The organism is Haloarcula sp. CBA1127 (genome assembly GCF_001485575.1).
Taxonomy (GTDB): Archaea; Halobacteriota; Halobacteria; order Halobacteriales; family Haloarculaceae; genus Haloarcula.
Genome location: NZ_BCNB01000006.1, coordinates 937,334 through 962,793 on the forward strand (window position 1 = coordinate 937,334; position 25,460 = coordinate 962,793).

Annotated in this window: 25 protein-coding genes and 5 tRNA genes; 12 read left to right on the forward strand and 18 right to left on the reverse strand. The window is 61.0% G+C overall.

The genetic code is table 11. The annotated features are described in order from the left end of the window. Nucleotides 1-2: 2 nt before the first annotated feature. The 5 genes from AV059_RS21600 to AV059_RS09335 all read right to left on the reverse strand — a co-directional run bounded on the left by AV059_RS21600 (nt 3) and on the right by AV059_RS09335 (nt 4,898). On the reverse strand, nt 3-1,331 hold the full coding sequence (locus tag AV059_RS21600; protein WP_079990750.1) for a helix-turn-helix domain-containing protein: 1,329 nt from the start codon (nt 1,329-1,331) through the stop codon (nt 3-5). A 164-nt stretch (nt 1,332-1,495) separates the two neighbouring features. After that, entirely contained in the window at nt 1,496-3,541 is a 2,046-nt protein-coding gene (locus AV059_RS09320) for a minichromosome maintenance protein MCM (protein WP_058994161.1), read from the reverse strand. 211 nt (nt 3,542-3,752) lie between these two features. Continuing rightward, the gene (locus AV059_RS09325; RefSeq protein WP_228841775.1) at nt 3,753-4,322 is read right to left on the reverse strand and encodes a hypothetical protein; all 570 of its coding nucleotides are present in this window, start codon (nt 4,320-4,322) and stop codon (nt 3,753-3,755) included. A gap of 69 nt (nt 4,323-4,391) precedes the next feature. Further along, nucleotides 4,392-4,465: transfer RNA gene (locus tag AV059_RS09330), tRNA-Phe, on the reverse strand. 359 nt (nt 4,466-4,824) lie between these two features. Beyond that, nucleotides 4,825-4,898: transfer RNA gene (locus tag AV059_RS09335), tRNA-Val, on the reverse strand. 97 nt (nt 4,899-4,995) lie between these two features. Here AV059_RS09335 and AV059_RS09340 point away from each other — a divergent pair. Both AV059_RS09340 and AV059_RS09345 read left to right on the forward strand, forming a co-directional pair. Continuing rightward, nucleotides 4,996-5,571 (forward strand): DUF192 domain-containing protein, encoded by a 576-nt coding sequence (locus AV059_RS09340; protein WP_058994163.1) that lies wholly within the window; start codon nt 4,996-4,998, stop codon nt 5,569-5,571. Nucleotides 5,572-5,610: 39 nt separating this feature from the next. After that, nucleotides 5,611-7,533 carry an ABC transporter ATP-binding protein gene (locus tag AV059_RS09345; RefSeq protein WP_058994164.1) on the forward strand — a complete coding sequence of 641 codons (1,923 nt, stop codon included), beginning with the start codon at nt 5,611-5,613 and terminating at the stop codon, nt 7,531-7,533. A gap of 228 nt (nt 7,534-7,761) precedes the next feature. Here the strand turns inward: AV059_RS09345 and AV059_RS09350 are convergent, their stop codons facing one another. Further along, a complete protein-coding gene (locus AV059_RS09350; protein ID WP_058997533.1) occupies nt 7,762-8,160 on the reverse strand; it encodes a hypothetical protein in 399 nt (132 codons plus the stop codon). A 177-nt stretch (nt 8,161-8,337) separates the two neighbouring features. Here AV059_RS09350 and AV059_RS09355 point away from each other — a divergent pair, with 177 nt between their 5' ends. Next, nucleotides 8,338-8,781, forward strand: coding sequence for a hypothetical protein (locus tag AV059_RS09355; protein ID WP_058994165.1), 444 nt, complete (start codon nt 8,338-8,340; stop codon nt 8,779-8,781). A 74-nt stretch (nt 8,782-8,855) separates the two neighbouring features. Here the strand turns inward: AV059_RS09355 and AV059_RS09360 are convergent, their stop codons facing one another. From AV059_RS09360 to AV059_RS09380, 5 genes are all read right to left on the reverse strand, one after another. Then, on the reverse strand, nt 8,856-9,440 hold the full coding sequence (locus AV059_RS09360) for a cupin domain-containing protein (protein WP_058994166.1): 585 nt from the start codon (nt 9,438-9,440) through the stop codon (nt 8,856-8,858). Between the two features lie 46 nt (nt 9,441-9,486). Then, nucleotides 9,487-9,753, reverse strand: coding sequence for a cytochrome C oxidase subunit IV family protein (locus tag AV059_RS09365; RefSeq protein WP_008307659.1), 267 nt, complete (start codon nt 9,751-9,753; stop codon nt 9,487-9,489). 4 nt (nt 9,754-9,757) lie between these two features. Further along, nucleotides 9,758-12,328 (reverse strand): cbb3-type cytochrome c oxidase subunit I, encoded by a 2,571-nt coding sequence (locus AV059_RS09370; protein WP_058994167.1) that lies wholly within the window; start codon nt 12,326-12,328, stop codon nt 9,758-9,760. Then, on the reverse strand, nt 12,325-13,077 hold the full coding sequence (coxB, locus tag AV059_RS09375) for a cytochrome c oxidase subunit II (RefSeq protein WP_228841776.1): 753 nt from the start codon (nt 13,075-13,077) through the stop codon (nt 12,325-12,327). The genes AV059_RS09370 and coxB overlap by 4 nt, the downstream gene beginning before the upstream one ends. 110 nt (nt 13,078-13,187) lie before the next feature. Beyond that, a complete protein-coding gene (locus AV059_RS09380; protein ID WP_058994169.1) occupies nt 13,188-13,823 on the reverse strand; it encodes an IS6 family transposase in 636 nt (211 codons plus the stop codon). Nucleotides 13,824-13,926: 103 nt separating this feature from the next. On the opposite strand from AV059_RS09380, the gene AV059_RS09385 reads away from it, so the two are divergent. Beyond that, nucleotides 13,927-14,451 (forward strand): DUF6789 family protein, encoded by a 525-nt coding sequence (locus tag AV059_RS09385; protein WP_014041413.1) that lies wholly within the window; start codon nt 13,927-13,929, stop codon nt 14,449-14,451. A 27-nt stretch (nt 14,452-14,478) separates the two neighbouring features. On the opposite strand, the gene AV059_RS09390 is transcribed toward AV059_RS09385, so the two are convergent. From AV059_RS09390 to AV059_RS09405, 4 genes are all read right to left on the reverse strand, one after another. Further along, complete coding sequence (locus AV059_RS09390; protein WP_058997535.1) at nt 14,479-15,366, reverse strand: DUF4399 domain-containing protein; 888 nt, start codon at nt 15,364-15,366, stop codon at nt 14,479-14,481. A 230-nt stretch (nt 15,367-15,596) separates the two neighbouring features. Continuing rightward, nucleotides 15,597-16,043: a DUF5790 family protein gene (locus AV059_RS09395; protein WP_005537249.1), complete on the reverse strand. Its 447-nt coding sequence runs from the start codon at nt 16,041-16,043 to the stop codon at nt 15,597-15,599. A 105-nt stretch (nt 16,044-16,148) separates the two neighbouring features. Then, a complete protein-coding gene (locus AV059_RS09400; RefSeq protein ID WP_058994170.1) occupies nt 16,149-17,255 on the reverse strand; it encodes a hypothetical protein in 1,107 nt (368 codons plus the stop codon). Nucleotides 17,256-17,329: 74 nt separating this feature from the next. After that, the gene (locus AV059_RS09405) at nt 17,330-17,677 is read right to left on the reverse strand and encodes a dihydroneopterin aldolase family protein (RefSeq protein WP_058994171.1); all 348 of its coding nucleotides are present in this window, start codon (nt 17,675-17,677) and stop codon (nt 17,330-17,332) included. A 74-nt stretch (nt 17,678-17,751) separates the two neighbouring features. Between AV059_RS09405 and azf the strand changes: the two genes are divergently transcribed. Beyond that, nucleotides 17,752-18,525, forward strand: coding sequence for an NAD-dependent glucose-6-phosphate dehydrogenase Azf (gene azf, locus AV059_RS09410; RefSeq protein ID WP_058994172.1), 774 nt, complete (start codon nt 17,752-17,754; stop codon nt 18,523-18,525). 25 nt (nt 18,526-18,550) lie between these two features. On the opposite strand, the gene AV059_RS09415 is transcribed toward azf, so the two are convergent. Continuing rightward, complete coding sequence (locus tag AV059_RS09415) at nt 18,551-19,168, reverse strand: DUF309 domain-containing protein (RefSeq protein ID WP_058994173.1); 618 nt, start codon at nt 19,166-19,168, stop codon at nt 18,551-18,553. Nucleotides 19,169-19,253: 85 nt separating this feature from the next. Here AV059_RS09415 and AV059_RS09420 point away from each other — a divergent pair, with 85 nt between their 5' ends. Continuing rightward, nucleotides 19,254-19,646: a hypothetical protein gene (locus tag AV059_RS09420; RefSeq protein WP_228841777.1), complete on the forward strand. Its 393-nt coding sequence runs from the start codon at nt 19,254-19,256 to the stop codon at nt 19,644-19,646. Between the two features lie 116 nt (nt 19,647-19,762). On the opposite strand, the gene AV059_RS09425 is transcribed toward AV059_RS09420, so the two are convergent. Continuing rightward, a tRNA-Arg gene (locus tag AV059_RS09425) sits at nt 19,763-19,835 on the reverse strand. A 258-nt stretch (nt 19,836-20,093) separates the two neighbouring features. On the opposite strand from AV059_RS09425, the gene AV059_RS09430 reads away from it, so the two are divergent. The 4 genes from AV059_RS09430 to AV059_RS09445 all read left to right on the forward strand — a co-directional run bounded on the left by AV059_RS09430 (nt 20,094) and on the right by AV059_RS09445 (nt 23,601). Further along, nucleotides 20,094-20,441 carry a hypothetical protein gene (locus AV059_RS09430; protein WP_058997541.1) on the forward strand — a complete coding sequence of 116 codons (348 nt, stop codon included), beginning with the start codon at nt 20,094-20,096 and terminating at the stop codon, nt 20,439-20,441. A 192-nt stretch (nt 20,442-20,633) separates the two neighbouring features. Beyond that, nucleotides 20,634-22,100: a single-stranded DNA binding protein gene (locus tag AV059_RS09435; RefSeq protein WP_058994174.1), complete on the forward strand. Its 1,467-nt coding sequence runs from the start codon at nt 20,634-20,636 to the stop codon at nt 22,098-22,100. A gap of 55 nt (nt 22,101-22,155) precedes the next feature. Further along, on the forward strand, nt 22,156-22,593 hold the full coding sequence (locus AV059_RS09440) for a histone (protein WP_058994175.1): 438 nt from the start codon (nt 22,156-22,158) through the stop codon (nt 22,591-22,593). After that, nucleotides 22,594-23,601 (forward strand): histone deacetylase, encoded by a 1,008-nt coding sequence (locus AV059_RS09445; protein WP_058994176.1) that lies wholly within the window; start codon nt 22,594-22,596, stop codon nt 23,599-23,601. On the opposite strand, the gene cca is transcribed toward AV059_RS09445, so the two are convergent. Beyond that, entirely contained in the window at nt 23,580-24,980 is a 1,401-nt protein-coding gene (gene cca, locus AV059_RS09450) for a CCA tRNA nucleotidyltransferase (protein ID WP_058994177.1), read from the reverse strand. The two genes, AV059_RS09445 and cca, sit on opposite strands and share 22 nt — an antisense overlap. A gap of 95 nt (nt 24,981-25,075) precedes the next feature. Between cca and AV059_RS09455 the strand changes: the two genes are divergently transcribed. Both AV059_RS09455 and AV059_RS09460 read left to right on the forward strand, forming a co-directional pair. Continuing rightward, nucleotides 25,076-25,148, forward strand: a tRNA-Asn gene (locus AV059_RS09455). Between the two features lie 179 nt (nt 25,149-25,327). Continuing rightward, nucleotides 25,328-25,402, forward strand: a tRNA-Ile gene (locus AV059_RS09460). Nucleotides 25,403-25,460: the final 58 nt, after the last annotated feature.

The following is a 25,460-nucleotide window of genomic DNA, read 5'->3' on the forward strand; positions in this document are numbered from 1 at the left end:
ACTTATTCAGCATCCTTTGAGCTGTATTGACCTAAGTCCACATCTGACTCCAACTCCTGCAGTATCCTCAGTGGAACGTGAGGATTCTGTTTTAGGAACCTCTCAAAATCAGCCCACTGGAATCCATCTTTGTGAGTTGCATTTCTTCGCTGGAATCGACCTCTGAAATTATATAGCATATTTCTTGCGGGTGGAATCTTAATCCAGAGTATATCCTTTCCATCTATATTTGGCCTGTACGAATCAATATTTATTGACGGATTTATATCATCTCGACACCAATTTTTGATATCTCCTTCTATGTCATCTATTTCTGATAGCCCCTTGATCTCACTACAATCTGACACACCTATAAATAGGTGACCACCACCATCATTCGCCAGTGCTATTATTTCAAGACAGATTGATTCGTGATCATCAAGCTCTTCTTTAAATTCGACATCACTATCTTCTCCACGATCGATAATTCCCTTTGCTTGTTTTTTAATTGAAGAAGCAGTCTCAATACGTGATTTCGGGGCAGATTTTTCGGCAATATAGTGGGCTCCCAGTAATATCGCCTGTAATTCATTCTTTTTTGGTGTTCCATAAATATCGCATTGATAGTATGATATATTAGCGTCGTCTGGGAGCTCAACTTTGTTAGAATTGTAGATAGAGTTGTGTATATCGGTCGATGCACCAATATACGCTAATCGGTTAGAGCCCTGTTTTCTTGCTCTAAATACTCCCGAATCTCTTGGAAATGGATCAATGTGTGAATCCTTCGAAAATTCGTCTGACCATTCTAAGCCCATCCAATCATCACTGGATACATTTTGCCAATTTTCCCAGTCAATCTTGTATTTGATCGGTTTATACAGTAGTCGTTTTCCTGAAGATGTCTCTGTTCCTTCAGCCGGTTGAACGTCTTTCCCACGAATATTGACTGAACTCCCAAAGTTCGCGAGTGGAGACATGCCATTGCAGGCATGGTGTCGAGCTAAACATGCTGTCCATTTTCCATCAACTTCATCGACTTTGTCTATAGGGCACCAAGATACGAAAAAATCTTTACCCAAATCTTGTTTTACTTCCCAAAGGGTTGGACCTGCCGTATGAGGATCATTTCCAGGACACTCCTCTCGTCGAATACTTTGGCCTAACTTTTGAACTCTATTACGAATATCTGTCTTTGATCTGGCTATTAGATATATTGCACCAGATTTTGGGTGAAGCACACGGTAGATTCCAGCTTCTTTTGGAATTTGTTTCAAATCATCTGTTGGAAAAATTGGGGTCCACTCGGACCAGTCAAGATCCGGCCCGGGACTGTAAATAGCGTCTGTCATCTTTTCCCAATGCTTAATGTAGTGGTATAAATTTTGTCTAATACCAACCCTTCTAAGATTGTCTGAGATTAGATTGAGACTGGAAGTGTTTGTTTTTATTATCGGATGTGTCCGTAGGGACAATCCGAACAAAGAAATCTAATCGCGCTGAACTTCGCTACTTGCTATGTTCTCCTAAACTCATTGTTCATGGAATAAACTCTCCCAGTCTCTTTCAGTTTTTCAATACAATGCTTCAATACCTTATGCTCGAATTCTACCTTCTCGGCAATCTCTTCCACTGAGGCACCATCTAATTCTTCTACAACACCGAGAATCGTCTCACACCGTTCTCGCTGACTCTTCGACTGGCCTGTCTCGATGATATCTGCATCGAACTCTCCACTCTCAGGATCATATCCGACCTGTTTCATCGACTTCGTCACAAGCTTAATCGCCCGTTCCACGTCCTCCAACTCCACCGTATCCGAAAGCCGAACTCTGGCACTCGACTCTGCAAGCCGCTGAATAGCCTCGACTTTGCGGAACGTGACGGGAATCGGTGAGTCGTCGTCTTGCTCACCAGTCCCAGCTCGGAACTCGACAAAGAACTGTTTCAGTCGTTCCGCCACTTCGTCATCCTCGATGATTGGACAACAGGTCTGCTTGGCATGAGCGACGTATGCCCGCATCACCGACCGGTTTATCGCGGGTTCGACTCGCTTCTGTTCCTCTTCACTAAGTCCCTCCCCTCGGGTGTGGCGGCCTGCAGCCTGCCGGCTCTGGACCATGTGCTCGACGACATCCGCATCGTCTTCCCGGTTGGGCTCGTCGGACACCATGAACATCAGATCGAACCGGGAGAGTAGCGTTGGACCCATATCGATCTGCTCGCCCTTCGGACGATAGCGCTCGAAGCGGCCGTCCTTCGGATTCCCCGCCGCAAGCAACGAAGTCCGGGCGTTCAGCGTGGCGTTGATGCCGGCCTTGTTGACGTGAACTCGCTGACTCTCCAGAGCGTCGTGCATTGAGGACACGGCGTCGGACTGCATCTTGTCGATCTCGTCAACGCAGGCAATGCCGCCGTCGGCCAGCACCAGCGCACCAGCTTCAAGGCCCCACTCCATATCTCCGAAGTCGTCCGAGACGGCCGCTGCCGTCATTCCTGCCGCGGTCGCTCCCTTCCCTGAGGCGTAGGTCGACCGTGGTGCTATCTGGTCCACGTAGCGGAGGAACGTGGACTTCCCACAACCGGGGTCACCGAGGAGAAGCATATGCCAGTCACCACGGTCGCGGCTTCCGTCCGGATATTCATGTGCCCACCCACCGAAGAGCTGGAGCGCAACGGCCAGCTTGACGTGTTCGTCACCCCGGTGCTTCGGGTTGATAGAGTCGATGAGTAGCTGGTACGGGTCACCGCGTTCGCCGTTGGCGATGGCTTCAATCTCGTCCAAGTGCTCGTCGACGTTGACATCGTCGTAGTCGCTCTCCTCTTTCACTACGGAACGAGCGTCAAGATTCGTATTAAAATCGAGTCTCTGGTCGACCCCCGGCTCTTCGATGTCGAGAATCCCGGTCAGAACCACCCTGTCACCGGCATCGAAGCCTTCGATCAGGTCCTCTTCGAGGTGTGCGTCGACGCTCTGCGCTTCCCCACCGTTCGTTTTCTCGGGCGGTTGCTGGATACGGGCGTACTGGTGGTCGATCCAGCTACTGGCGCTCGCATCAAGCGAGAACGGCCCCTGTCGTTCGCACCCTTGGCACTCGTGCGGTTCTTGCAGACTGTCGCCGTGCTGTGGAATCTCAGTCTGAGTTCCGCAGCGTTGGCACTCCCAGATGGCTTCGGTGAGCCGTGGCTTCACGTCGGACACCTTCTGGACCTGTCCGCGGATGCCGAGTAACTGTCCGATGTTCTGGTGACGGGACACACCGGAGGGGTCGAAGACGTGCATCTCCGGGAGATTGTAGATGCGTACATGTGCATCGTTGAGTTCGACTGCTATCGGCAAGTCGTACAGCCGGAGTGATTCCTCCAAGTGTTCCTGCAGTTCCTTCGGATGGTTCCGCACGTCGTCGGCAATACCCGGGTCGAACCGGTACAAATCGTCGTAGTCGACGTGGAGTGATTTCTGTTCCCGGGGGTAGCGTTGTGCGAGCTGTGCGATCTCTTCCGAGTAGTAGTCCCGGAAGAATTGTATCAGTTCTTCGGTGAGTTCGTGGTTTTCGGCCATCGTGGATTTCTGTGAAGTCTTCACAACAGCCGCGGAGGCTGTTGATTCGTCTTGACTGCGAGCGGTGCGAGCGGTTTGCGAGCGTACTAACAGCTAATCGACAGTTGTTTACACAACCGTCCTACCCTGCAAAACCTAAGGTTTCAGACATTTTCGCTTAGACTGAACCAATCCGGTGGGGGCTTCCCCCATCGCATCTGTTGTGAGGACTTCACAGATTCTCGCCCTCCTGGTCAGCCGTGTACTTCCGGGGGAGACTCCCGGAGTCAAGATCGAGTCGCAACTCCCCGTTCGTGTACTGCAGCGCGTCACTATCGATTAGCCGCGCCGCGCGTTCCATGTCCCGGTAGACCGTCGTTCGGTCGATGTTCGGGTAGTGGAGTGCTTCCTCTGCTTCGTCGCGGTCGACGGTCGCTGCAGGCGGTTCGTCGCGACGCTCACGCGTTTTCGCTGCTCGGTGGAGGTGCTGGACCAGTGTGACCGCGCGCTGCTTGCCGGACATCTTGTCGGCGTTCTCGACGACCTCGAGGATGTCGGTACGCGCGTCGAGTCGCGCGATTTCCGTTTCGAGTTCGTCGATTCGGTCGTCGCGCGCTGCCAACTCGTCCCCTAACTCCGCGCGTTGCTCTCGCTCGTCGTGTAGTTCCTCACGGAGGCCCGAGACTTGCGTCGAAAGCGCATCGAGCCGAGCTTCCAGCGCTTGAACGGTGGTTTCGAGACTCTTGTCTCCGGAGTTCGCGTCGGGAGAAGTGCCCTCGCCGTCGGGGTCCGAATCGGTCACGCCGACCACCCCCTGACAGGCCCCCGGCTAAGAGGGGTTGTCTTTTGGGCATCTAAACCGAGAAGGGTATGCCGCCTCCCGGATTTGAACCGGGGACAGCTCGATCTTCAGTCGAGTGCTCTCCCAGTCTGAGCTAAGGCGGCGCGCACTCCAATCGATGACGAGGGTAGAAAAAAGCATTTCGAAAGCGGGCGCAGGTTTTGTCGCATCCGTCGGGAGGTTTGACTGCCGATTACGGGAGAAACAGGTCCGCGCTATCGAACGTCTCGCCACAGTCGTCGCATTCGTACTCAGTGCCATTGGTCGTCGAAACGTCCCCGCTACAGGCTGGACACGTCGAGCCGTCTATCATGTCACGCACTACCACCACTCCGGATATATGGATTACGGGCGACTATCAATCGAGATAGAGTGCCTGATACCCGGGCTACGATGGTACGCGCGACTGGCAGGAATCGAATCCACAGGACCCATCCGCTCCTCACGTCCGTTCGTCGCAGGATGGGTCCGGGCGGATTCGAACCACCGGCCTCGGCCTTGTAAAGGCCACGTCATAACCAACTAGACCACGGACCCGTACTCCACCGTTTTCCATCGGTAGGAATAACGCTTTCTCTCTCGGTCGACAGTGGGCACCGACAGTATTACCCACGACCTACCCCTCAGACGGAGTATGCAGCGCCCTGCCGTGGTTGTCCTCGGACTCGTCGGCCTTCTCGTCGCCGCCGCTGTGGTCCTCCAGACCGGCCTCTGGGTCGAGGTGCTTGGCACCGGCGAGTACGAGGAGGGCACAGTGACGGTCCACGACAACACCACGCTTGAGACGGCGACCCCACTGCAATGTGACCGCTCGCCCAACGCGACGGAGGTGGTCGCCTGTTCTGACTCCCGGCAATTGGCGACCGTCACAGTCAATATTTCAAACACTGGGAGGCAGCGCTATGTCGGCCTGAGCAACACCGAGTCGCTTGGGCCAAACGAGGGAATGCTGTTCGTCCACGACGAGGCGGGCCAGCACACCTACGTCATGCGGAATATGTCGTTCCCACTCGACATAATCTTCATCGACGCCAACGGCACTATCACGACCATCCACCACGCGCCGCTCCCGCCGGAGGGGACCTCCGAGAGCGGCCTGACGGGCTACGAGGGGCGGGGCAAGTACGTCCTTGAAGTGAACCGCGGGTGGGCCAACCGAACCGGCGTTGCGGTCGGCGACCGGGTCGACCTGCCACCCGAAGCCACGTAGCCCGACGGCCTTTTGCGGGTTCAGCCCTTGCATTCGATAATGGATTTCGACGCGGGTTCGGACGACGACGTGTTCGAAGACGCCAGGGAACGCGTCGACCGGCCGATGCTTCGACTGTTCACCGGCTACGGACAGGGCCACTGGGGGGCGTTCGTTGTCGGCCTCTGCAGTTCTATTGTCGCTCGGATGCTGGACCTGCTGCCACCGATCCTCTTGGCGCTGGCTATCGACGCTATCTTTCTACAGGAGGCCGAATACGGCCTCTTCCTGATACCCGACGCCTGGATTCCAAACGGGCAGGGGCCACAGCTGTGGCTTACCGCCGGCATCATCGCCGCCTCGTTCGGCCTCGGGGCCGTCTTCCACTGGAGTCGGAACTGGGGCTGGAACAAGTTCGCCCAGTACGTCCAACACGCCGTCCGCACCGACACCTACGAGACGATGCAGCGGTTGAACATGGACTTCTTCGCCGACAAGCAGACCGGCGAGATGATGTCGGTGCTGTCGAACGACGTGAACCGGCTGGAGAAGTTCCTCAACGACGGCCTCAACTCCGCGTCGCGGATGATAATCATGGTCGTCGGCATCGCCACGTACCTGTTCTACATGAACTGGCAGCTGGCGCTGGTCGCCCTGCTTCCGGTCCCGATTATCGCCGTGTTCACGAAGCGGTTCATCGACGTCATCCAGCCCAAATACGCCGAGGTGCGGTCGACGGTCGGCAAGCTCAACTCCAGACTGGAAAACAACCTCAGCGGCATCCAGATAATCAAGACCGCCAACACCGAGCCGTACGAGGCGGACCGCGTTGAAGACACTTCTGAGGACTACCTCGACGCCAACTGGGACGCTATCGAGACGCGTATCACCTTCTTCCCCGGCCTCCGACTGGTATCGGGCATCGGCTTCGTCGTCACGTTCATCGTCGGTGGACTGATGGTCACCGGCCAGGCACCTGGGCCGCTGACGGCACCGCTCTCCCGCGGGCAGTTCGTCGCGTTCATCATCTACACGCAGCGGTTCGTCTGGCCGATGGCGCAGTTCGGGCAGATCATCAATATGTACCAGCGGGCCTACGCCTCCGCCGAGCGCGTGTTCGGGTTGATGGACACGCCCGGCCGCCTCGAAGAGGCCGAAGACGCGCCGCCGCTTGCCGTGACCAACGGCCGCGTCGCGTACGAGGACGTGGCCTTCGGCTACGATAGCGACGACGAGCCGGTGCTTTCGGACATCTCATTCGAGGCCGACGGCGGCGAGACCGTCGCCCTCGTTGGCCCAACTGGCGCAGGGAAATCCACCGTACTGAAGCTCTTGCTCCGGATGTACGACGTGGACTCCGGCACGGTTCGCATCGACGGCCAGAACGTGCAGGACGTACAGATACAGAGCATCCGTCGCGCCATCGGCTACGTCAGTCAGGAGACGTTCCTGTTCTATGGCACCGTCCGCGAGAACATCACCTACGGAACCTTCGACGCCACCGACGAGGAAATCGTCGCCGCCGCGGAGGCCGCCGAAGCCGACCAGTTTGTCCGCAATCTTCCGGACGGCTACGACACGATGGTCGGCGAACGCGGCGTCAAGCTCTCAGGCGGCCAGCGCCAGCGCATCGCCATCGCCCGGGCGATTCTGAAAGACCCCGAAATCCTCATTCTCGATGAGGCGACAAGCGACGTGGACACGGAGACGGAAATGCTCATCCAGCGCTCGCTCGACGACCTGACCGCCGACCGGACCACGTTCGCCATCGCGCACCGCCTCTCGACGGTGAAAGACGCCGACACGATTCTCGTCGTCGAGGACGGCCGTATTGTCGAACGCGGGAGCCACGACGAATTGCTCGCCGCCGATGGCCTTTACGCCAACCTCTGGGCAGTTCAGGCCGGCGAAATCGATGAACTCCCCGAGGAGTTCGTCGAGCGAGCGATCCAGCGACGGGCGCGGACGGATGCTGATGACTGAAACGGTGAGAACGCAATGTTCGAACCGTCAGTTATCAGGAGTTGCCGACGATTGAAGCGGTGAGACAGCTGTTCAGTTCTGTTAACGGCCGCTCCCCAAGACGTAACGCGGGCTGAAACAGTCGGCCGCTGAGAGGTGTATCCCTCGCAGACCCAGATTCTATCCTGTCAGTTTAGCTTGGTAGTGCCAGCTGAGCCACGGTCATCGACTACAGCACACTCTCACACCTCAGACAGCAGTTCCGCCGCTACCGCCGACCGCCCCTCGCGTGACAAACAAATACGAGACGACGAATGAGACCACAAACAGCGGCGGGAGAGCCAAGACTTGCGTCATCGGGTCTGGCGGTGTGACGAGCGCGCCGGCCACGAACGCAAGGAGGACGGCCAGCGAGTAGGCAGTGACCACCCGCTCACGCCGGTCGGCTGGCTCCGAGCGCGGCTCCCAGTCGTTTCGGACGTAGCGAACCCAGACGTAGTAGACCAGCCCAAAACCCGTAAAGAGCAGCAGGAACGTCCCGAGCACTGACCCGTTGCGTGCGCTGGCCTCCGCACGGGCCCAGTAGCCAAGTGCGATGAGATTCCCAATGTAGATGGCGACCGTAAGCGCCAGAGCAGCACTCATCATAGGCTGTTCAGCGGCGAACGAGGCGAATTGCACAGGCTTCAGTCGGTTTTAGATGTGTATAGGCTTTCCGTGAAAAGGAAGACGCCCCGCTGGTACAACACTGCAATAGCCCAAGACGCCGATTTCTATCCGGCCGGGCACAAACGATTATTACGCATTGTGTCGTAATGCTATCACATGGCAACCACGTACCTCGCTAGCATGGCACTGATGGGTGTGTTAGGGGTGGCGGTGGTCGCATGGATGGTCCGCGGGCGCGGGTGGTATCAGTACAGTCCGGGGGCGTTGACGAGCGGCCGGTCGCCGGCGGGCGACCGTGAGAGCCGGTTCGAGACATATGCCGACCAGCCGATGGTCTGGGTCGGCACGTTCGCGGTGCTGGTCGTCGGCCTCCTCATTGGGGTCGTCGCGTCTATCTCCGGCCCCGTCGAGACGCAGGCGACAGCGGGGCTAGCGGTCGCTGTGGTCGGCGGAGCGGGCCTCTGTGGCTATCTGTTGTTTGGCATCTATCTGTCGGCGACGCGACGGGGCCATCCCCGCTCGCTGGCCGTCGCCGAGTCCGCGACCGTTGCGGGCGTGCTCTTTCTCATCGCGGTCGGTTTCCAGCTTGTCGGGGCCTGAGCCCCGGTGGGCCTGCAAATTAAAACGATGGACAAATCAGTGGCACTGCTGTCGTGCCGGGCGTGCAGTGAATTTTAACGGCTGCTATCAGTCTGCAGCGGTGGCGTCTCGAACGCGCTGTCACAGCCATCACAGACCACGACTGGGTTGTCCCGCCCGCGCCGGGTGAACTGCAAGTCGTCGTGGCCGCAATCTGGACATGGCTCCGGCCGCCGCTCCGTGTCGCAGTCGGGACAACTAAACGTGAGCGCCGCCCCGCCGGAGTCCAGCCGCATATCGCCGTGCCCACAGTCGGGACAGGATAGCGGGACCCTGATGTCGTCTGTTTCCCGCGGGACGCCGATGGCAAACGCAACGAGTTCACTCCCCGTATCGTTCCAGCCTGTATGGAACTCTCCCGGACCAAATTTGACGAGCTGGCCAGCAGCGACGGTGACGGTGCGATCCATCGTCTCCACCGTGGCCTCCCCGTCGAGTACCAGATACAGTTCCTCCTGATCCATGTGGGCGTGGAGCCCGCCAGGAAAGCCGTCGCCCGGGACGATCCGGTAGTGATTGATCGCGAGTTCGGTCGTACAGAGCGCGTCAGTCATTGGCTGACAGGCACTGCCTGTGGCGAAGGTTCCGCCATCGAGTCGGTCGAGGGTGACGTGTTCCATGGAGTATCCTAGGCGGTGCCATGAGGAAAAACACCCCCAGACCGCGCTACAGTATCGAGTACGCGGCAGCCCCGGTCAGCGCGAGCGCGGCGACAGTCCCGCCCAGCACGAGGTACGTGACGGCGCGGGGTTCCCAGCGGAGGTGCTGGTAGTAGGCGGCGACGCCGACGGCCTTGATGACCGACAGCACCATGATGAGCGCGAAGGCGGCCCAGTAGGCGCTGTCGACGAGGCCGGCGAACTCGACGACGGCCTGTGCGGTCGCGAAGGCGAACAGTACGACGTATATCACGGTGTAGCCTTTCCAGTCCATTGTTCTAGAGGATGTAAAACAGCGGGAACAGGAACAGCCAGACGATGTCGACAAAGTGCCAGTACAGGCCGAAGTACTCGATGGCTCTGTCGTCGCCCTGATAGGCCCCGTTCCATGCCCGAACGGTCATGTACGCACAGATGATGAGCCCGATAGTGACGTGCGCGCCGTGGAGCCCGGTCGTCAGGTAGAACGTCGACGACGCGATGTTCGTCGAGAGGGTCCACCCGTTCGGGAACGCCTCTGTGCTGATGTGGAACAGGTGCTGCCACTCTAGTCCCTTGTTGACGAGGAAGCCGACCCCGAGCGCGAACGTCCCGACCAGTGCGGCGACGGTCCCGCGCTTGCTCTCCCGTTCGGCGGCGACCATCGCCAGCACGACGAGGAAACTCGACGTGAGCAACAGGTACGTGTTGATGAGGCCGGGCATCGTCACGTGTTCGGCGGGGATGAGGTCGTGGTGCCAGGCCGTCCAGCCGTAGGCGACCCGGACGAAGGCGTAGGAGCCGATGAAGGCCCCGAACAGGACGATGTCGCTGGCGAGGAACGTCCACATCCCGAGTTTCATCTTCTCGACGCGCTCGAAGGGCCACCGCTCGGCGATGGCCATCTCCGGCGCGTGGAACGGCTCGCGGGTCATGCCGACGAGCGACCCGAGCGTCGCCACCCCGCCGACGGCCGCCATGGTGAGGTAGAACACGCTCCCCGTCCGCACGCCCGAAAGCCCGAGGAATGCGATGAACCCGCCAAGGCTGACGAGGAACGGCCAAAAGCTGGCGTGGCTGGCGTGTTCTTCGCCGCCGACCTCGTGGGCCGGCTCCACCCCGGTTGCCGTCACCGCGGCCCTCGCCGTCACTGCGCCGCCGTCCGTCGCGGTCCCGCCGTCGGTCGCCGCGTGGCCATGCGCTGCGGCTCCGGGCGTGCTCTCGGTTCGCTCGGCGACCGTCTCCTCGTCGAGGAACTCCAGTTTCCCGGTGCCGTAGCTCGGCACGCCGGGGAAGTTCCCCAGCGGTGGCGGCGAGGAGACGGCCCACTCGGCGGAGGTGGCGTACTCCCAGGGGTTCGGCCCGGCGTCCTCCCCGCGCCAGAGACTCACAAAGAGGTTATAGAACATGAGCAGGAAACTCGCGCCAAGAATGAACCCGCCGACGGTAGCCATGGTGTGCCATATCTGCAGGCCGTCGGGGTAGACGAACACGCGCCGTGGTGTCTCCCAGGCGATGAACATCGGGAAGTACAACAGATTGAACCCGAGGAAGTAGACGCCGAACTGTATCTTCCCCAGCCGTTCGTTGTACATCTTCCCCGTAATCTTCGGGTACCAGTAGTAGAGGCCGCCGAACAGCGCTGTCGCGCCCGCGACCATCACATAGTGGAAGTGGGCGACGACCCAGTACGTCCCGCGGAACTGGTAGTCGAGCACGATTGCGCCGAGGAAGACGCCGGTGATGCCGCCGATGATGAACAGGATGAGCGCGCCCAGCGAGAACAGGAACGGCGTCGTGAACCGGACTCGGCCCTTCGCCATCGTGTAGATGAGCGAGAACACCATCAGGTCGAAGGGCAGGGAGATGCCGATGGTCGTCGCCATGAAGATGGTCTTGATTGGGAGATTGATGCCGGTCAGGAACATGTGGTGCATCCAGACGACGAAGCTCTGGAGCGCTACCAGCACCATCGAGATGATGAACCACTTGCGGCCGACCAGCCGCCGCCCGGTAAAGGTCTGGAAGCACTCGGCCATCACGCCCAGTGCCGGGAAGAAGACGATGTACACCTCCGGATGACCGAAGAACCAGAACAGGTGCGCCCAGAGCAGCGACGCACCCGGATTGTCCGCGTCGGTCGCCATCGTCGTCCCGTCGATGGAGTACTGGAAGTAGGTCGTCCCGAGGATGTGGTCCGAAGCGAGTATCATCAGCGCCGCGAGCAGCGCCGCGAAGGCGAACAGCATCATCCAGACGGTGAGGTTGATAGACAGCGAGAAGATGGGGATGTCCCGCATCCGGAGCCCTTCGGCGCGCATTCGGTACATCGTTGTCAGGAAGTTCACCGACCCCAGCGTCACCGCGGCGGTGAACATGATGAGCGCCAGCACGACCGAGGTCGCCCCCAGTCCCTCACCAGGGATGTACGCTGGCGTGTTCAGCGGGGCGTACATCGTCCACCCGCCCGCGAAGGTGGTCCCCTGGAAGAACGAGACGCCCATCAGGATGCCAGAGAACAGGTACAGCCAGTACGACAGCGCGTTCAGCCGCGGGAAGGCGAGGTCGTCCGCGCCGATCTGTAGCGGGACGAGGTAGTTCGCAAAGCCGAAGGCAAACGGCGAGATGAACCAGAACACCATCAGGAGGCCGTGGGTCGACACCGCTTGGTTGTACCCCATCGACCCCAGCAGGTCAGCGCCTGAGGAAATCAATTCGAGGCGGAATAGCAGGGCGAGAACGCCCCCAAAGACGAGGAAGAACAGTGCGGTGATGAGATACAGCACGCCGATGTCCTTGTGGTTGGTCGTGAGGAACCACCGGCTGACCGATGATTTGGGCGGCAGGCTGTGTTCGTGGTCTTGGCTCATGCGGGCGCACCTCCGAGGGCGGTCGCCTCAGTCGCGATTCGCTGGTCCGTCTCGTTGCGGCTTGCTGCCGCCCCGTTCGTCTCCGCGTACCACTCCTCGTACTCGTCCTGTGGCATCACAACCACATCCGTCGTCATCAGCGAGTGGCCGCTGCCACACAGCTCGTAGCACTTGGCGGCGTAGGTCCCCGTTTCGTTGGCCGTGAACCAGGCCGACGTGTACTGGCCCGGGACGGCGTCGGTCTTGACTCGCAACTCCGGGATCCCGAAGTTGTGGAACACGTCCGTCGAAGTCACCTGTAACCTGACCACCCGGTCCTGTGGCACCCGGAGCGTGTTGGTCGTGTGCCCGTTCGGATACACGAAGTCCCAGCCGAAGCGGTACCCTTCCACGTCGATTTCCAGCGCCTCCTCCTGGGCCGGATCGGGGCCCTGCTCGATGTACAGCAGTTGCGAGTACGTCCAGGCGATGAGCGAGACGACGATGATGGCGCTGATGCTGAACGAGTAAAACACTTTTCGGCCACCCGTGCCGCCGGTCGGCAGCTCCCCCATCTCGGGCCGCTCAACCTTGTCGGCGTACGGGTCCGTTTCGTCCCCGTCGTCGCGGTACTTGAGTGCGTGGTACATCGTGTACGCCACGACGACCACCCCGACGGTCGTTCCCAGCAGCAGGAACACCTCGAAGATCTGGTCGAACACCGCACTGGGTGCCCTGACGTCGCCACCGTGCAAGGGGAACACAACCATGGCGTATGTTATCAAGGATACCGCCATTTCTTCATGATTCTTCCCACCCTGTAATAGGTATTGCGGACAGATTCTTGACATATGTCCTTTGCCAGCCTAACGGGTAGTGTTTAGTTAGTGGCATTGTGCCAGCGAGCGAAACTCTGGAGCCAGTTTTCAGCGGTTTCGGGTTTGACGTGACTGAAGCAGTTTGAAAACGACGAGGTTCGACGCTTCAGTTCTCGAAAAATCCGTTCGACAGCGTTCCGATTTCCGTGGCGACACATCTGAAATCGGAGTCCAGCTCGTTGGAGTGCAGTTTGGAGGTGTTGAGCGCCATCAACGAGAAAGACGGCAGTTTCGACATCGTGTTTTTGCTGAAGTTCGCGCAGGAAAATTTCTGTGAGGGTGGTCGTAGTCGTCGCAAATAGCCGGACGTGAAGCAGTTCGTTCGATTGCGGATCGGCGGCGGCGTACAGCCAGAATTGCTGATCGTTGATCCGAATCACTGTTTCGTCGAGTGCAATCTGATTCGGTGATTTACCCGAGTCTGGCTGTAGATCGGCTTTCTGCACCCAATCGTGAATCGCTTTTCGACTCCGTTGGACACCCAGTGCTTCGAGCAATTCGACGGTATTCGACAGTGAAAGTCCTGCAACGTGCGATTGAATACCCAACGCCATCGCGGACTCGGGTGTCCGCTCACGCTCCACAAAATCCAAATCAATCCACTCTCTACTACCACTGAGGCGGGTGATTTCTGGCATGAACCACCGAGAAATTCTCCCGCCTCACTTTTGATGCTTAACTAAACACGACCGCCTAACGTGTGCGGGAACTTTTTTATCCACTGCCATGTTACAACACACCATGGAAGACACGTCACCCGGCGTCGAGGACCCGCCTATTAACGACGACGGCCTCACAGAGGTCGAGGAGTTCGATAGCCTCGCCGGGATTCTCGCCGACGGTGTCGTCGGTGCTGCCGGCGGGCTGGTCGGGACAGCGATGATGTCGGTCGTCTTCCTCATCGCCCAGTCACTGGGCGCGTTCAGTCTCGACGACTTCGCAATCCTCACCGAACTTGTGGGTCTGACCGGCTACGTTCCGGAGGTACTGTTCGGCTTCTTCATTTTCCTCGGTGGCGGGATGTTCCCGTGGCCGCTGCTGTTCGCTTCGCTGAAAGCGTACCTCCCGGGCCAGTCCGATCCCGTCAGCGGCGCGTTCTTCGGCGGTGCTATGTGGACCGGATTCGTGCTCGCCTTCTACACCGACCAGTCCGGACTCACGCTGGTGCTGTACGCAGTGTTGACGCTCATCGCTCACGTCGTCTACGGCATCGGGCTCGGTGCGGTGTTCAACTACTTCTCGACACGCCCGGACTCTATCGTCTGAGGCCGAGAAACTGTCTGAGACTGCGAGCTACTCCGTCGTTACTGTCTCCGACGCGGTGAGCGTCGTCGCACGGTGTGTCGCGGACGCGATCTGGAAGTGGATCGTGTGGTCGCCGCTCTCGTAGGCGTCGCCCAGTTGCTCGGCAAGATCGAGGCTTCCACTCGTCGAGCCATCGCCGTAGTGGACGTGTCGAGCATCGTTTGGGATGACCTCGCCGGTCGGCACCAAATTGGTGTTGATGATCGCGTGTAGATGGCCCGCATTCGGCGTGATACCGTCGCTCGTGGGGCCGATGGTGTAGTTCTCGACACTGGCCTCCCAGTCGACGACGCTCCCGTCGACGCTCGTCTCGACACTGAGGCTTGCCTCGTCGCTGACGGTCACGTCGACGCTGTCGGTCAGTGCCATCGCCGTGTGCGCGCCGTCTCCCAGTTGGAGGTGCAGCGTGTGCTCGCCGGGGTCCAGTTCCAGCACGCCGTCTCGCTGCCCGGTCCCGTAGTGGATGTGGGTGTCGTCCGTCGGAATTGTCTCGCCCGGTGTTACGGGGTCGCTATCGACGATGACGTGGTAGTGTCCGGCCCCGTTGGTCACTTCCCCTGCCTCTTCGATGGTGACGCCGTCGGCGGTTGCCCGCCACTGTACGGACGGACTGGTAACGGTCGCAGCATCGTTTGGGACCGCAAAGGAGACGCTGGCGTTCTGTCCGACGCCGTTCCGATACTGTCCAGTTTCCGCCTCTGTAGCGTCGGTGTCCCCGCCGCTTGATGGCTCTGTCGCCATGCTATCGGTTCCCCCTGTCCGGGTAGGTGTCCCCGCGCCGCCGCCCGACTGTTCCTCGCTACAGCCCGCGAGGCCGGTCGCTACAGCAGTCGAGACGCCACAGACGAACGTTCGGCGTGTGAGTCTGTCGTCCATATCGCGTGGCCGGAACTGTTGCTCCACGAATACTTAAGCGATTGACCGGCCGTAAATACGGCTTTGGATAGAATGTCACACCGGTTGCCAGGTACCGGCCAGACCTGTTCTGCAGTCAACTACACCGAAACCGGGACTTACGGGAGAAAAGTCGCTGGACGACGCGAGCGATGCGCTGGTGACCGGCGGAGAACGCGACGAGCATTCGCCGGGACGTGGCTGGCTTGCGCTCAGGCTTCGGCTTCCGCGTCGGCGTCGCCGTCCGCCTCCGCGTCCGCCCCGTCTTCACCCTCGAACTCTTCGAGCGTGCTGCGAAGCTGTGGAATCGTTGCCGTGAGGTCGCCGACCTGCTCGCGGGCGTCGTCGACATCGTCGATGAGGTCCGCGATGGTCTCGATCTCCTCGGCGAGGTCGTCGGCGTCCTCGAAGGCGTCAGCGCGTTCGCCCATCGTGTACCACTTCTTCGCGTCGCGGAGGTGGTCCTCGGCGTCGCCCACGTCGAGCGCTGTTTTGAGCGAGTTCAGCACGCCGAGCGTGTTGTCGGCCTCCACGTCCCAGACCGAATCGGCCTCTGGGAGTGCCTCGCGAGCCTTCGCAAGCGACTCCTCGACGTCCGTGCGCATTTCATTGGCCGCCTCTCCGAACAGTTCGTCGTCGTCCAGACTTGACTGACTCATACGGGGACGTTGGTGCGGTGAGGGATTAAAAGCCCGCCTGAAAGTGAAAGTGAAACCGCAGGACGTGACCGGTCGGTAATTCCTGAAACCGAAAAGCCGTTGTGGCTACTCGGCCCGGATGGCCGAGCGCACCTCGGGAATCGGGTCCATGTCGGCGTCGATGTCACCCAGCACGAGCATCGCGTAGTACCGCAGGAACGTCGTTAGCGGGACCTGTATGAGCGCACCGATAACGAGCAGGACCAGCAGCCCCAGCAGCCCGACAACCCCTGCCAGGACCACGCCGACGGTATTCTGGAGCGCGAGATACAGCGCGGCCGCAACGAGCCCGAACGGGATTAGCACGACGATGAACGCGATGATGCCGAGAATCGCGCTGACGATACCGACACCGATCTGGAGGACGATGGAGAAAAACAGATACGCGAGGTACTGCTTGGGGTGGCGTTTGATCGACCCCCAGAGCCGCGACCACCCGGAGAGAACGCCGTCATTATCTGCCGTCATCAGCGGCACGACAAACACCGTGGTGAACCCGAAGACGATACCGTAGCTTATGGCGAGCACCGCGAACACAGCGATGAACAGTCCCGATAGCGCGAGGACGCTCGACGCCCCGACGTTTGCGGCCTCGCCACCGAGCACTAGGAAGAACCCGGCTGCACCGATCACGAGCGCGATGCCGAGCCAGATAATCCCAAGGACAAGCCGAAACAGGAACAGCCGTATGCCGTCCCCGACGTGCTCACTGAAATACCGGCGGACGTGTATCTCGCGGTTGATGAGCGCCTGGGTCAACACGAACTCCATGAAGTTACTCAGGATGCCGTACGCGAGTGCCAGCAGGATGAACAGGCCGATGACGGCGAGCACAAGGAGCCCAGCCCCGGCGAGTAGTTCGTCCGGCGCGCCGGACGGGACGCCGGGCTCGGAGACTTGCAGGGCGAGGTTCCCGGGCACGGACAGCACAGTTTCAAGCGGCGCGGCCAGCTGAAACTCGCTTCCCGGGCCGCTGGGTCCGCTGGGTCCGCCGTTCCCGCCGAAATCGCCGAAGTTGCTGAACGACTGGACGTTGTTCAGTCCGACACCGCCACCACCGATGAAGAACACGACGAACGCCATTCGGAGCCACGTTCCCTTCTCGAAGGGGAATAGAAACGACTTCGTCGCGTCGATTGCGTCGTCGATATCGTCGACTGCGTGGAGGGCCATGTCGGAAGTCTCACAGCCCGCTCTGGTAAAATTTTCGGGGCTGTGCCAGGGATTCAGGTCGCTCTCTGGCTATTTCACTCCTGCACCGCGTCGACCTGCATCAGCGGGTACCCATCCTCCATTGCCATGCTCGTCTCGACCGTGACACCCTCGTATTCGATTTGCATCTCGACGTCGATGAATCGCCCGGTGAGTTCCGTGTAGTCCGCCCCGCCCTCGGCGATAGCGTCTTCCAGTGCCTCCGTGCGGACGCTGACGGTGACCGCCTCACAGAAGGGCTGGTTCTCGATGGCCTCCTCCATCGCCGCTGCGAGCGAGTCGGCGCTCTCTGGACTGAGTGGTGTCCCTGCGAACTGGTGATACAGCGAGCCGAACTTGACGCCCGCTTCGAAACACGCCTCCTGCGGAGCTGTGGGTTCCATACAATCGGTCCGGCTGGGCGACACAAAAGCGAACCGCAAGCTACCTATTGCGTGCGACGTATCGTCTCATACGAATGGACGACCCGGTTCTGCTCACCGGCGCTGGCGGCGCTGTCGGGGCGGCCATCCTCGAAGGACTCGAGGACGCCTACGAGTGGAAACTCATGTTCCACAGCCCACCCGCCGAGGAGCCCGACCACGAGTACCTCGTCGGGGACGTGTCCAGCGAGGGCGACGTGGCCGCGGCAATGGACGGCGTCGGCGCCGTCATCCACCTGGCTGGCGACCCCCGGCCGGAAGCCCCCTGGGACTCCGTCCTCGAAAACAATATCGACGGCACCCAGAAGATGTACGAGGCCGCTGTCGACGAGGGCGTCGAGAAGTTCGTCTTCGCGTCCTCGAACCACGCCGTCGGCTCCTTCGAAACGGACGAGCGCACGCCCGAGATGTATCGCCCGGACGACCAGTACCGCCTTGACGGGACAGAGCTCCCCCGCCCCGGCAACCTCTACGGCGTCTCGAAAGCCACCGGCGAGGTGCTGGGCCGCTACTACCACGACAAGCACGGCCTTTCCGTCTGCAACATCCGCATCGGCAACCTCACGCGGGGTCACCCGCCGATCGACTACGAACGCGGGCAGGCGATGTGGCTCTCCTACCGCGACTGCGCCCACATCCACGACTGCGCGCTACAGGCCGACTACGAGTACGAAATCGTCTACGGCATCTCCGACAACGACCGCAAGTACTACTCTATCGAGCGCGCCAAGGACGTGCTCGGCTACGACCCGCAGGACAACTCTGCACACTTCGACGGCGACGAACGAATCGCCGAACCGGAGCCGTAGGCGTCTCTACCGCTGTGGTCGCCCGCTACCCCGAGCCGTCAAACAGCCCACGGACGTCGTCGTCTTTCTGCTGTTCTAGTTCGACGTGGTCCCGAAGCCGCTGGTAGACGACGGGCCGCTGGTCGCGCTCGCGCACGAACGAGAACAGCATCCCGACGAACTGCGAGTCGCCGCCGTCTGCAAGTTCACTCCGCGCACGGGCAACAGCGTCGGCGATAACCGCCTCGTCGTAACGGCCAGCCTCCGCCAGCACCTCGGCGGTGATGACCGTGGCGTCGAAATCCAGCGCGCCGTAGCCGATGACTTCGCCCTCGTGTGTCAGCGTCGGCGGGTCCGTCGCCGCGTGCTGCGGGTCCGCTGCTGTCGCCATGAGGAACGACCGGACCTCGTCTAGCGCCACGCCGTGATACGGGTCCGGAAAGCCGTCGAGGTACTCCGCCGCGCTCTCGGCAAGTCCCTGCGCACCCGACCAGTTCTCCTCGCTGGCGTGGTGGACGACCGCGGTGAACTGGATGAGGCCGTGCAGGAATCGCTCGTCGGCGCCCGAGCTGAGGTCCAGCCAGTACTCCTCCCACGCATCGTGTGCAGCGTGGTAGCGGCCTTCGTTGTACACTGCGATGCCGGCACGGAGATGGTCGCGCACACGGGTGGGTTCGCCTCGCGGCCGGAAAACCACATCGGCACCCGTGTAACCGAACTGATTTGTCACCGACACCGCAAATCAGCATATGCCACGATCCTGGCGTCGATGGCTGTTCGGTGCGGCCGGCGCGTCCGCCCTGACAGTCTTCGTCTGGCAGTTCTTGATCACCGATCCCGTGCTCCTGTCGACGTTTGCCCTGACGTTGTTCGCCGCTATTGTCAGCCTCTACACGCAACGAAATGTCCTCCCGATATTCAGCAGGGGCGGTACTTGGGGTGGGGCCTTCGCCGGCGTCACCACCTACGTCGTCGTGACGCTCCAGCAGCAGCTTCCGCTCCCCGGTGGTCAAGCGCTCGTGGTGACGCTCACCGTCCTCGGCCTCGCGTCGTTTAGCCTGGCCGTCGGGAGTGCGTTGACGATGGCGTCGACCGAAAACGGGACGACTAGCCGTGATGGAAACGGCCGGACAGAGGTTTGAACGGTAACAGACGGTCGCCCCGGCTGTCGCGCTGCGACTGTCGTGTTCAAATCTCCGCACAGAGCTTCGCCGACGCAGTCGCCTCGCTGTCGCTCGGCGGTTTGCGTCGGCAGAAACGTCCGGACGGAGATTTGAACTCCGGTCCCTGGCTCCGCAAGCCAAGAGGATAGTCCACTACCCTATCCGGACTCATTTCCAGAGAGGGTGGTGCACCTAAAAAGGGTGACGGTTCGTGTGCCGTCACGCGACAAGTAAGCACACTTCGCTACAACATTGGTTTGAGCGACCGGGACTATCTTTCAACTGGCCTACATTCAGGCGAATATGAAGCGGCGACAACTCCTGCGATACGGTGGTCTCGGGTGTTCGATAGTGCTCGCTGGCTGCTTTGGTGGGTCGCCCGGTAGCGGGGAAACATCCACAGAGGGTGCGAGTGAAACCCCGAGTGTGAACGAGACAACATTCAGCGTTACCCAGCGACAGTCCGGGTCACAGACAAGCTCGGCAACGGTGGCTTTCGATGAGGATCAGGTCGTCGTCGAAGGCACTATCTGGGGATCTGATGGGTGCAAAACGGCCGACCTAACAGACGTAACGTACGATTCGAGTGCCGATGAACTGCGTATCAGTGTTGGGACGAAGGATAAACCGGACGCCGGCGATATGTGTACGCAAGCCATTATGGAAATCAACTACCAGGCTACGGTGACGTTCGAGAACGGCCTCCCTGGCACAGTGTCTGTCTCCCACGACAGTGGCGACGGCCTGAACCCTGTAACAACGGCGACACCCTAACGGCTACCTGCGCCGCTCTCACCGTGGTGGAATGTGAGTGTCTGCCGTCGGGCCAGCAGCCGAGGGTTTATATCCCATCCCATGACCACCTTCGAGTCATGGACGAGATACGACCGAAATCGACCGACAGCGGCCGCTCGCTCGCCCAACGACAACGCTTAAGCGCGCCCCAGCCCAGCGTCCCATAGATAGATGGGTGCGATAGAGGACATTTACGAGGACCTAGAGACGGACGTCCCCGAGGAGGAGTTCCGCGAGGCCGTCGAGGAGAAGGTCGAGCAGATGGGAGGGCTCGCCGACGAGGAGACGGCCGCGATGCTGTTGGCCCACGAGCTCAACGAGAACGAGGTCAACGCCATCGCCGATATCGAACCTGGGATGGACGAGGTCAAATTCCTCGCCAAAGTGATGGCCATCGGCGACCTGAAGACCTTCGAACGCGACGACGAGGACGAAGACGGCCGGGTCATCAACGTCGAAGCCGCCGACGAGAGCGGCAGCCTCAGGCTCGCCTTCTGGGACGGCCAGGCCGTCGATATCGACGAGGGGCAACTGGAGGTCGGCGACGTGCTCCGGGTCAAGGGCCGGCCGAAAGATGGCTACAACGGGCTTGAGGTGTCCGTCGACAAGGCGGAGCCGGACGACGACGCCACAATCGATGTGGAGCCGGGCGCTGGCTCGTCCATCGACGCGCTGACGATGGGCCAGTCCGACGTGACCCTGCGCGGGCTTGTCCTCGATACCGACACGGTACGGACGTTCGACCGCGACGACGGGAGCGAGGGGCGCGTCTCGAACCTCACCCTCGGCGACGAGACGGGGCGCATCCGGGTGACGCTGTGGGACGACCGGGCCGACCGCGCCGACGAACTCGATGCGGGCGCGGCCGTGGAGATAATTGACGGCTACGTCCGGGAGCGGGACGGCTCGCTTGAACTCCACGTCGGCGACCAGGGGGCCGTCGACGAAGTGGAAGACGACGTGGCCTTCGAGCCCGACGCCGACCCAATCGCGGAGGTAGAACTCGAAGAGACGGCCGATATTGCTGGCGTCGTGCGCTCGGCTGACCCCAAGCGGACGTTCGACCGGGACGACGGCAGCGAGGGCCAGGTCCGGAACGTCCGCATTCAGGACGCCACCGGCGACATCCGTGTGGCGCTGTGGGGGGACAAGGCGGACAAGGACATCGCACCGGGCGACGAAGTGCTCGCAGCCGATGTCGAGATTCAGGACGGCTGGCAAGACGACAAGGAAGCGTCGGCAAGCTGGAACTCCACGATTGTCGTGCTCGATGATGGTGCGGATCTGGCGACCGGTGGGGCAGGCGGGGGAGCCAGTACCGAGACGACCGACGCCGAACACGCTGGCCTGTCCTCCTTCGGCGACGAAGGGGACGACACTGACGCTGACACCAGCGGCAACGAGGCGGCCGCTGTCAGCGCTGGCACCGGCGACACGTCACCGGACGGTGGCGCACAGAGCGCCGGCCAGCAGGTGGAGTTCACCGGCACCGTCGTCCAGACCGGCGACCCCGTCGTACTCGACGACGGCGAGCAGACGATGAGTGTCGAAACCGGCGAGCGCGTGCAGTTAGGGCAGGAGATAACGGTCCGTGGCGAACTCCGTGACGACCGGCTCCACGCTGAGGACGTGTTCTGAGTCGGCGAGCGACGCTACGGAAACTCTTAAGACCGCAACACTCCCGGGTTTGGGTATGAGTGTCGAGCTACCGTTCGCACCGGTGGATGCGGTCATTCGGCGGAACGCGGACGGGCTCCGGGTGAGTGCCGACGCTGCGGAGGAACTGGCTCGTCGAATACAGGACCACGGCGCATCGCTTGCCGTCACGGCAGCCACGGAGGCCACCACGGACGGGCGAAAGACGCTGATGCCGGCCGACTTCGGCATCGAGCAGGTCCCTGAAAAGGATGGCCTCGAACTCCCCGTCGCGCCGGTCGACCGCATCGCACGGCTCGACATCGACGACGACTACCGCGTCGCCATGGATGCTCGCGTCGCGCTCGCGTCTCTCCTCGAAACGTACGCTGACGAAACGGCCGCCGCGGCCGCCACGTTGGCTCGTCACGCTGACCGCCGGACGATCAAGGCAGCTGACGTTGAAACGTACTTCGAACTCGAACAGTACTACTGAATGAATTTCGGCTACCGCGAGGTCTGTCTGGACCACGACACCGGGCCGCGACATCCGGAGAGTCCCGACAGACTTCGAGCGATACGGCGCGCGCTCAAAGAGAACCACGGTGTCGAGTACGTCACCGCCGACGACGCCGATATCGACCTCGTGCGCGAGGTCCACGACGCCGACTACATCGAGGAGTTCCGCGAGTTCTGTGACGACGGCGGCGGGAACTGGGACGCCGACACCGTCGCGGTCGAGGAGACGTGGGACGCCGCACTCGCGTCGGCCGGCCTCGCTGTCTGGGCGGCCGAAGCCGCGCTTGACGGCAATACCGGCCGTGACACGCCGTTCTCCTTGGGCCGACCACCCGGTCATCACGCTGTGGGGGACGACGCCATGGGCTTCTGTTTCATCAACAACGCGGCCGTCGCCGCACAGGCGGCCCTCGAAGCCGATGCCGACCGCGTCGCCATCTTCGACTGGGATGTCCACCACGGGAACGGCACGCAAGATATCTTCTACGACCGTTCGGACGTTTTCTACGCCTCAATACACGAAGACGGGCTCTACCCCGGGACGGGCGATATCGAAGAGACCGGCAAGGGCGACGCCGATGGCACGAATCTCAACGTGAAGTACAAGCCCGGTGCTGATACCGCCGACTATCTCGCCGCCATCGACGAGTGCATCGCGCCGGCGATCAGGGACTACGACCCCGACTTGTTGCTCATCAGCGCGGGCTTCGACGCGCACGAACACGACCCGATTTCACGGATGCGCGTTTCTACGGAGGGGTACGGCGCAATGACTGACCGGATGCGCTCGCTCACAGACACCTGCGACGCCGCGCTGGGGATCATTCTCGAAGGCGGGTACGGACTTGATACACTCTCAGATTCGGTTACAACCGTTCACGAGGTCTTCGACGGCTACCAGCCGATGGAGCCGGACGACGACGTCAGCGACGACGCCCGCGATGTTCTCGATGCTCTCGCCGATCAGGGCTTCGGATCGAAGTAGCTCGCCAGGTCGACACCGAAACCGTCGGCAAGCACTGCGATATCTGTGCCGACCAGTACCTCGTACCCGTTCTCCAGCGTCGACTCGATCCGCGGTCCCAGTCCAACGTCGTAGACGGCAGCACTCGACAGGAACCCAGTAGCTGTGGTGACCGCCCGTGGCCGCTCGACGACGTAGCGGCCGCCATCGATGAAGGGGCCGGCCACCTCGGGGTCGTCGTCGTACTTCTCGAAGAACCCACTCGCGTGCTCGCGGACGTGGACCGGCGGCCCCTCGTGGCGCTCGACGGCCGGCCGCTCGGCGACGGCGAATTCGAGCAGCAGGACGGCGTCCCGTTCCTGACTTTCGCCGTCCGGCGTTTCCGCCTCACTGCTGTCCTCCTCGACGAACGCGGCCGACCGCAGGACCTCGAACCCACGTCGGTCGAGTTCGCTGCAGAGCCCATTGAGGGACTTCTGGAGTTGCGGCCAGAGCTGGTCGTCGACGACATCTGGAGCGACGAAGCGAAGCGCCACTGGTGTCGTTTCTCGCTGTGACACGACGGCTTCGACATCTGCCGCTGCGAGCGGCTCAGGCTCGTCCTCGGTGAACAGCGACGCTCGCGGCTCGGCGAGTAGGTCCCGTGCGTAGTGCTGGAGCGTGGCGACATTCGTCTCAGACAGCACCGCCGCGACGTTGCGCTCCGGGTCCGTCGGGTCGATGACGACCAGCGGGTCGTCGAACGTCTCGCTCCCGTGGCTCTCGGGGTCCAGCCGAACCGGCGGGTGCCAGTCCGCGACCGCTTCGAGGAACGCCCGGAAGCCGCCGTACTCAAGCACCAGTAATTCCGTCAAATACCCAGAGAACCCCTGTGTCCGGAGATCACTCCCGTAGACGCCGATGCCTTTCAGGAACTGCTTTGCCACCCGCACCTCTGCCGCGCTGTTGTCGTCCAGTCGCTCCTGCAAATATCTGGTATGGAACGGCGTCCGATCCACCGCGGACTGGATCTCGGTGGCGTCCTCGACCGCATAGCAGGGCACCAGGTCCACGGCGTATCCCTCGCGCTCGCCGACGACGTAGGGGTGCTCGGCGTACTCCTCGCGCCCATCGGGCAGGACATCGTGCCCGACGGCCAGCCCGTACTCCTCCAACTGCTCGCGATCGAGAGACGGCGGAAAGCAGACGAACACGTCCACGTCTCGGTCCCCAGCGGTCCACGTTCCCCGTGCCGTCGAGCCGACCTGCACCACTTCCGCATCGACTGGAAGGTCGGCGATGGCTGCTTCGGCGTCGGCCATCACCGCGTCGGCGACCCGCTGTAATTGCGCTCGTTCGTCGTCAGTGGGCGAGACCCGCGCTCGCACCGTATCGACGACGGCGTCGAACTCATCGCTCATACCGCCGCTTGCGCACAAGTGCGTGAAAGCGTGTCGATGCCGACTGGAAACGAAAGCCCTAATTACCAACTCTGGCAATGACTGAATGCGTTCGCGCCGCCGTAGCTCAGTTGGTAGAGCACCTGGTTGTTACCCAGGTTGTCCCAGGTTCGAGCCCTGGCGGTGGCGTCGTTCTTTCACTCACTAACCGACGAGTGCTGTGACTCTGCTGCTATCGGCTTCTACGGCGCTGGAGCGTGAACATACGAGCGATGTATTGACACTCTGTATTGGCCCACCTGTCTCTCCGAACCCCACCACTCCAACCCGACAGGCTAAAGATGCGGACTCATCAACACCATTCTGAAGGGCCCTTAGCTTAGTCTGGTTAAAGCGATCGGCTCATAACCGATTGAGCGCTGGTTCAAATCCGGCAGGGCCCATTTCTGTTGTCTCAAAACCGCCTATAAGATGGCTATCTGCTGGACTGAATAGCCCTAT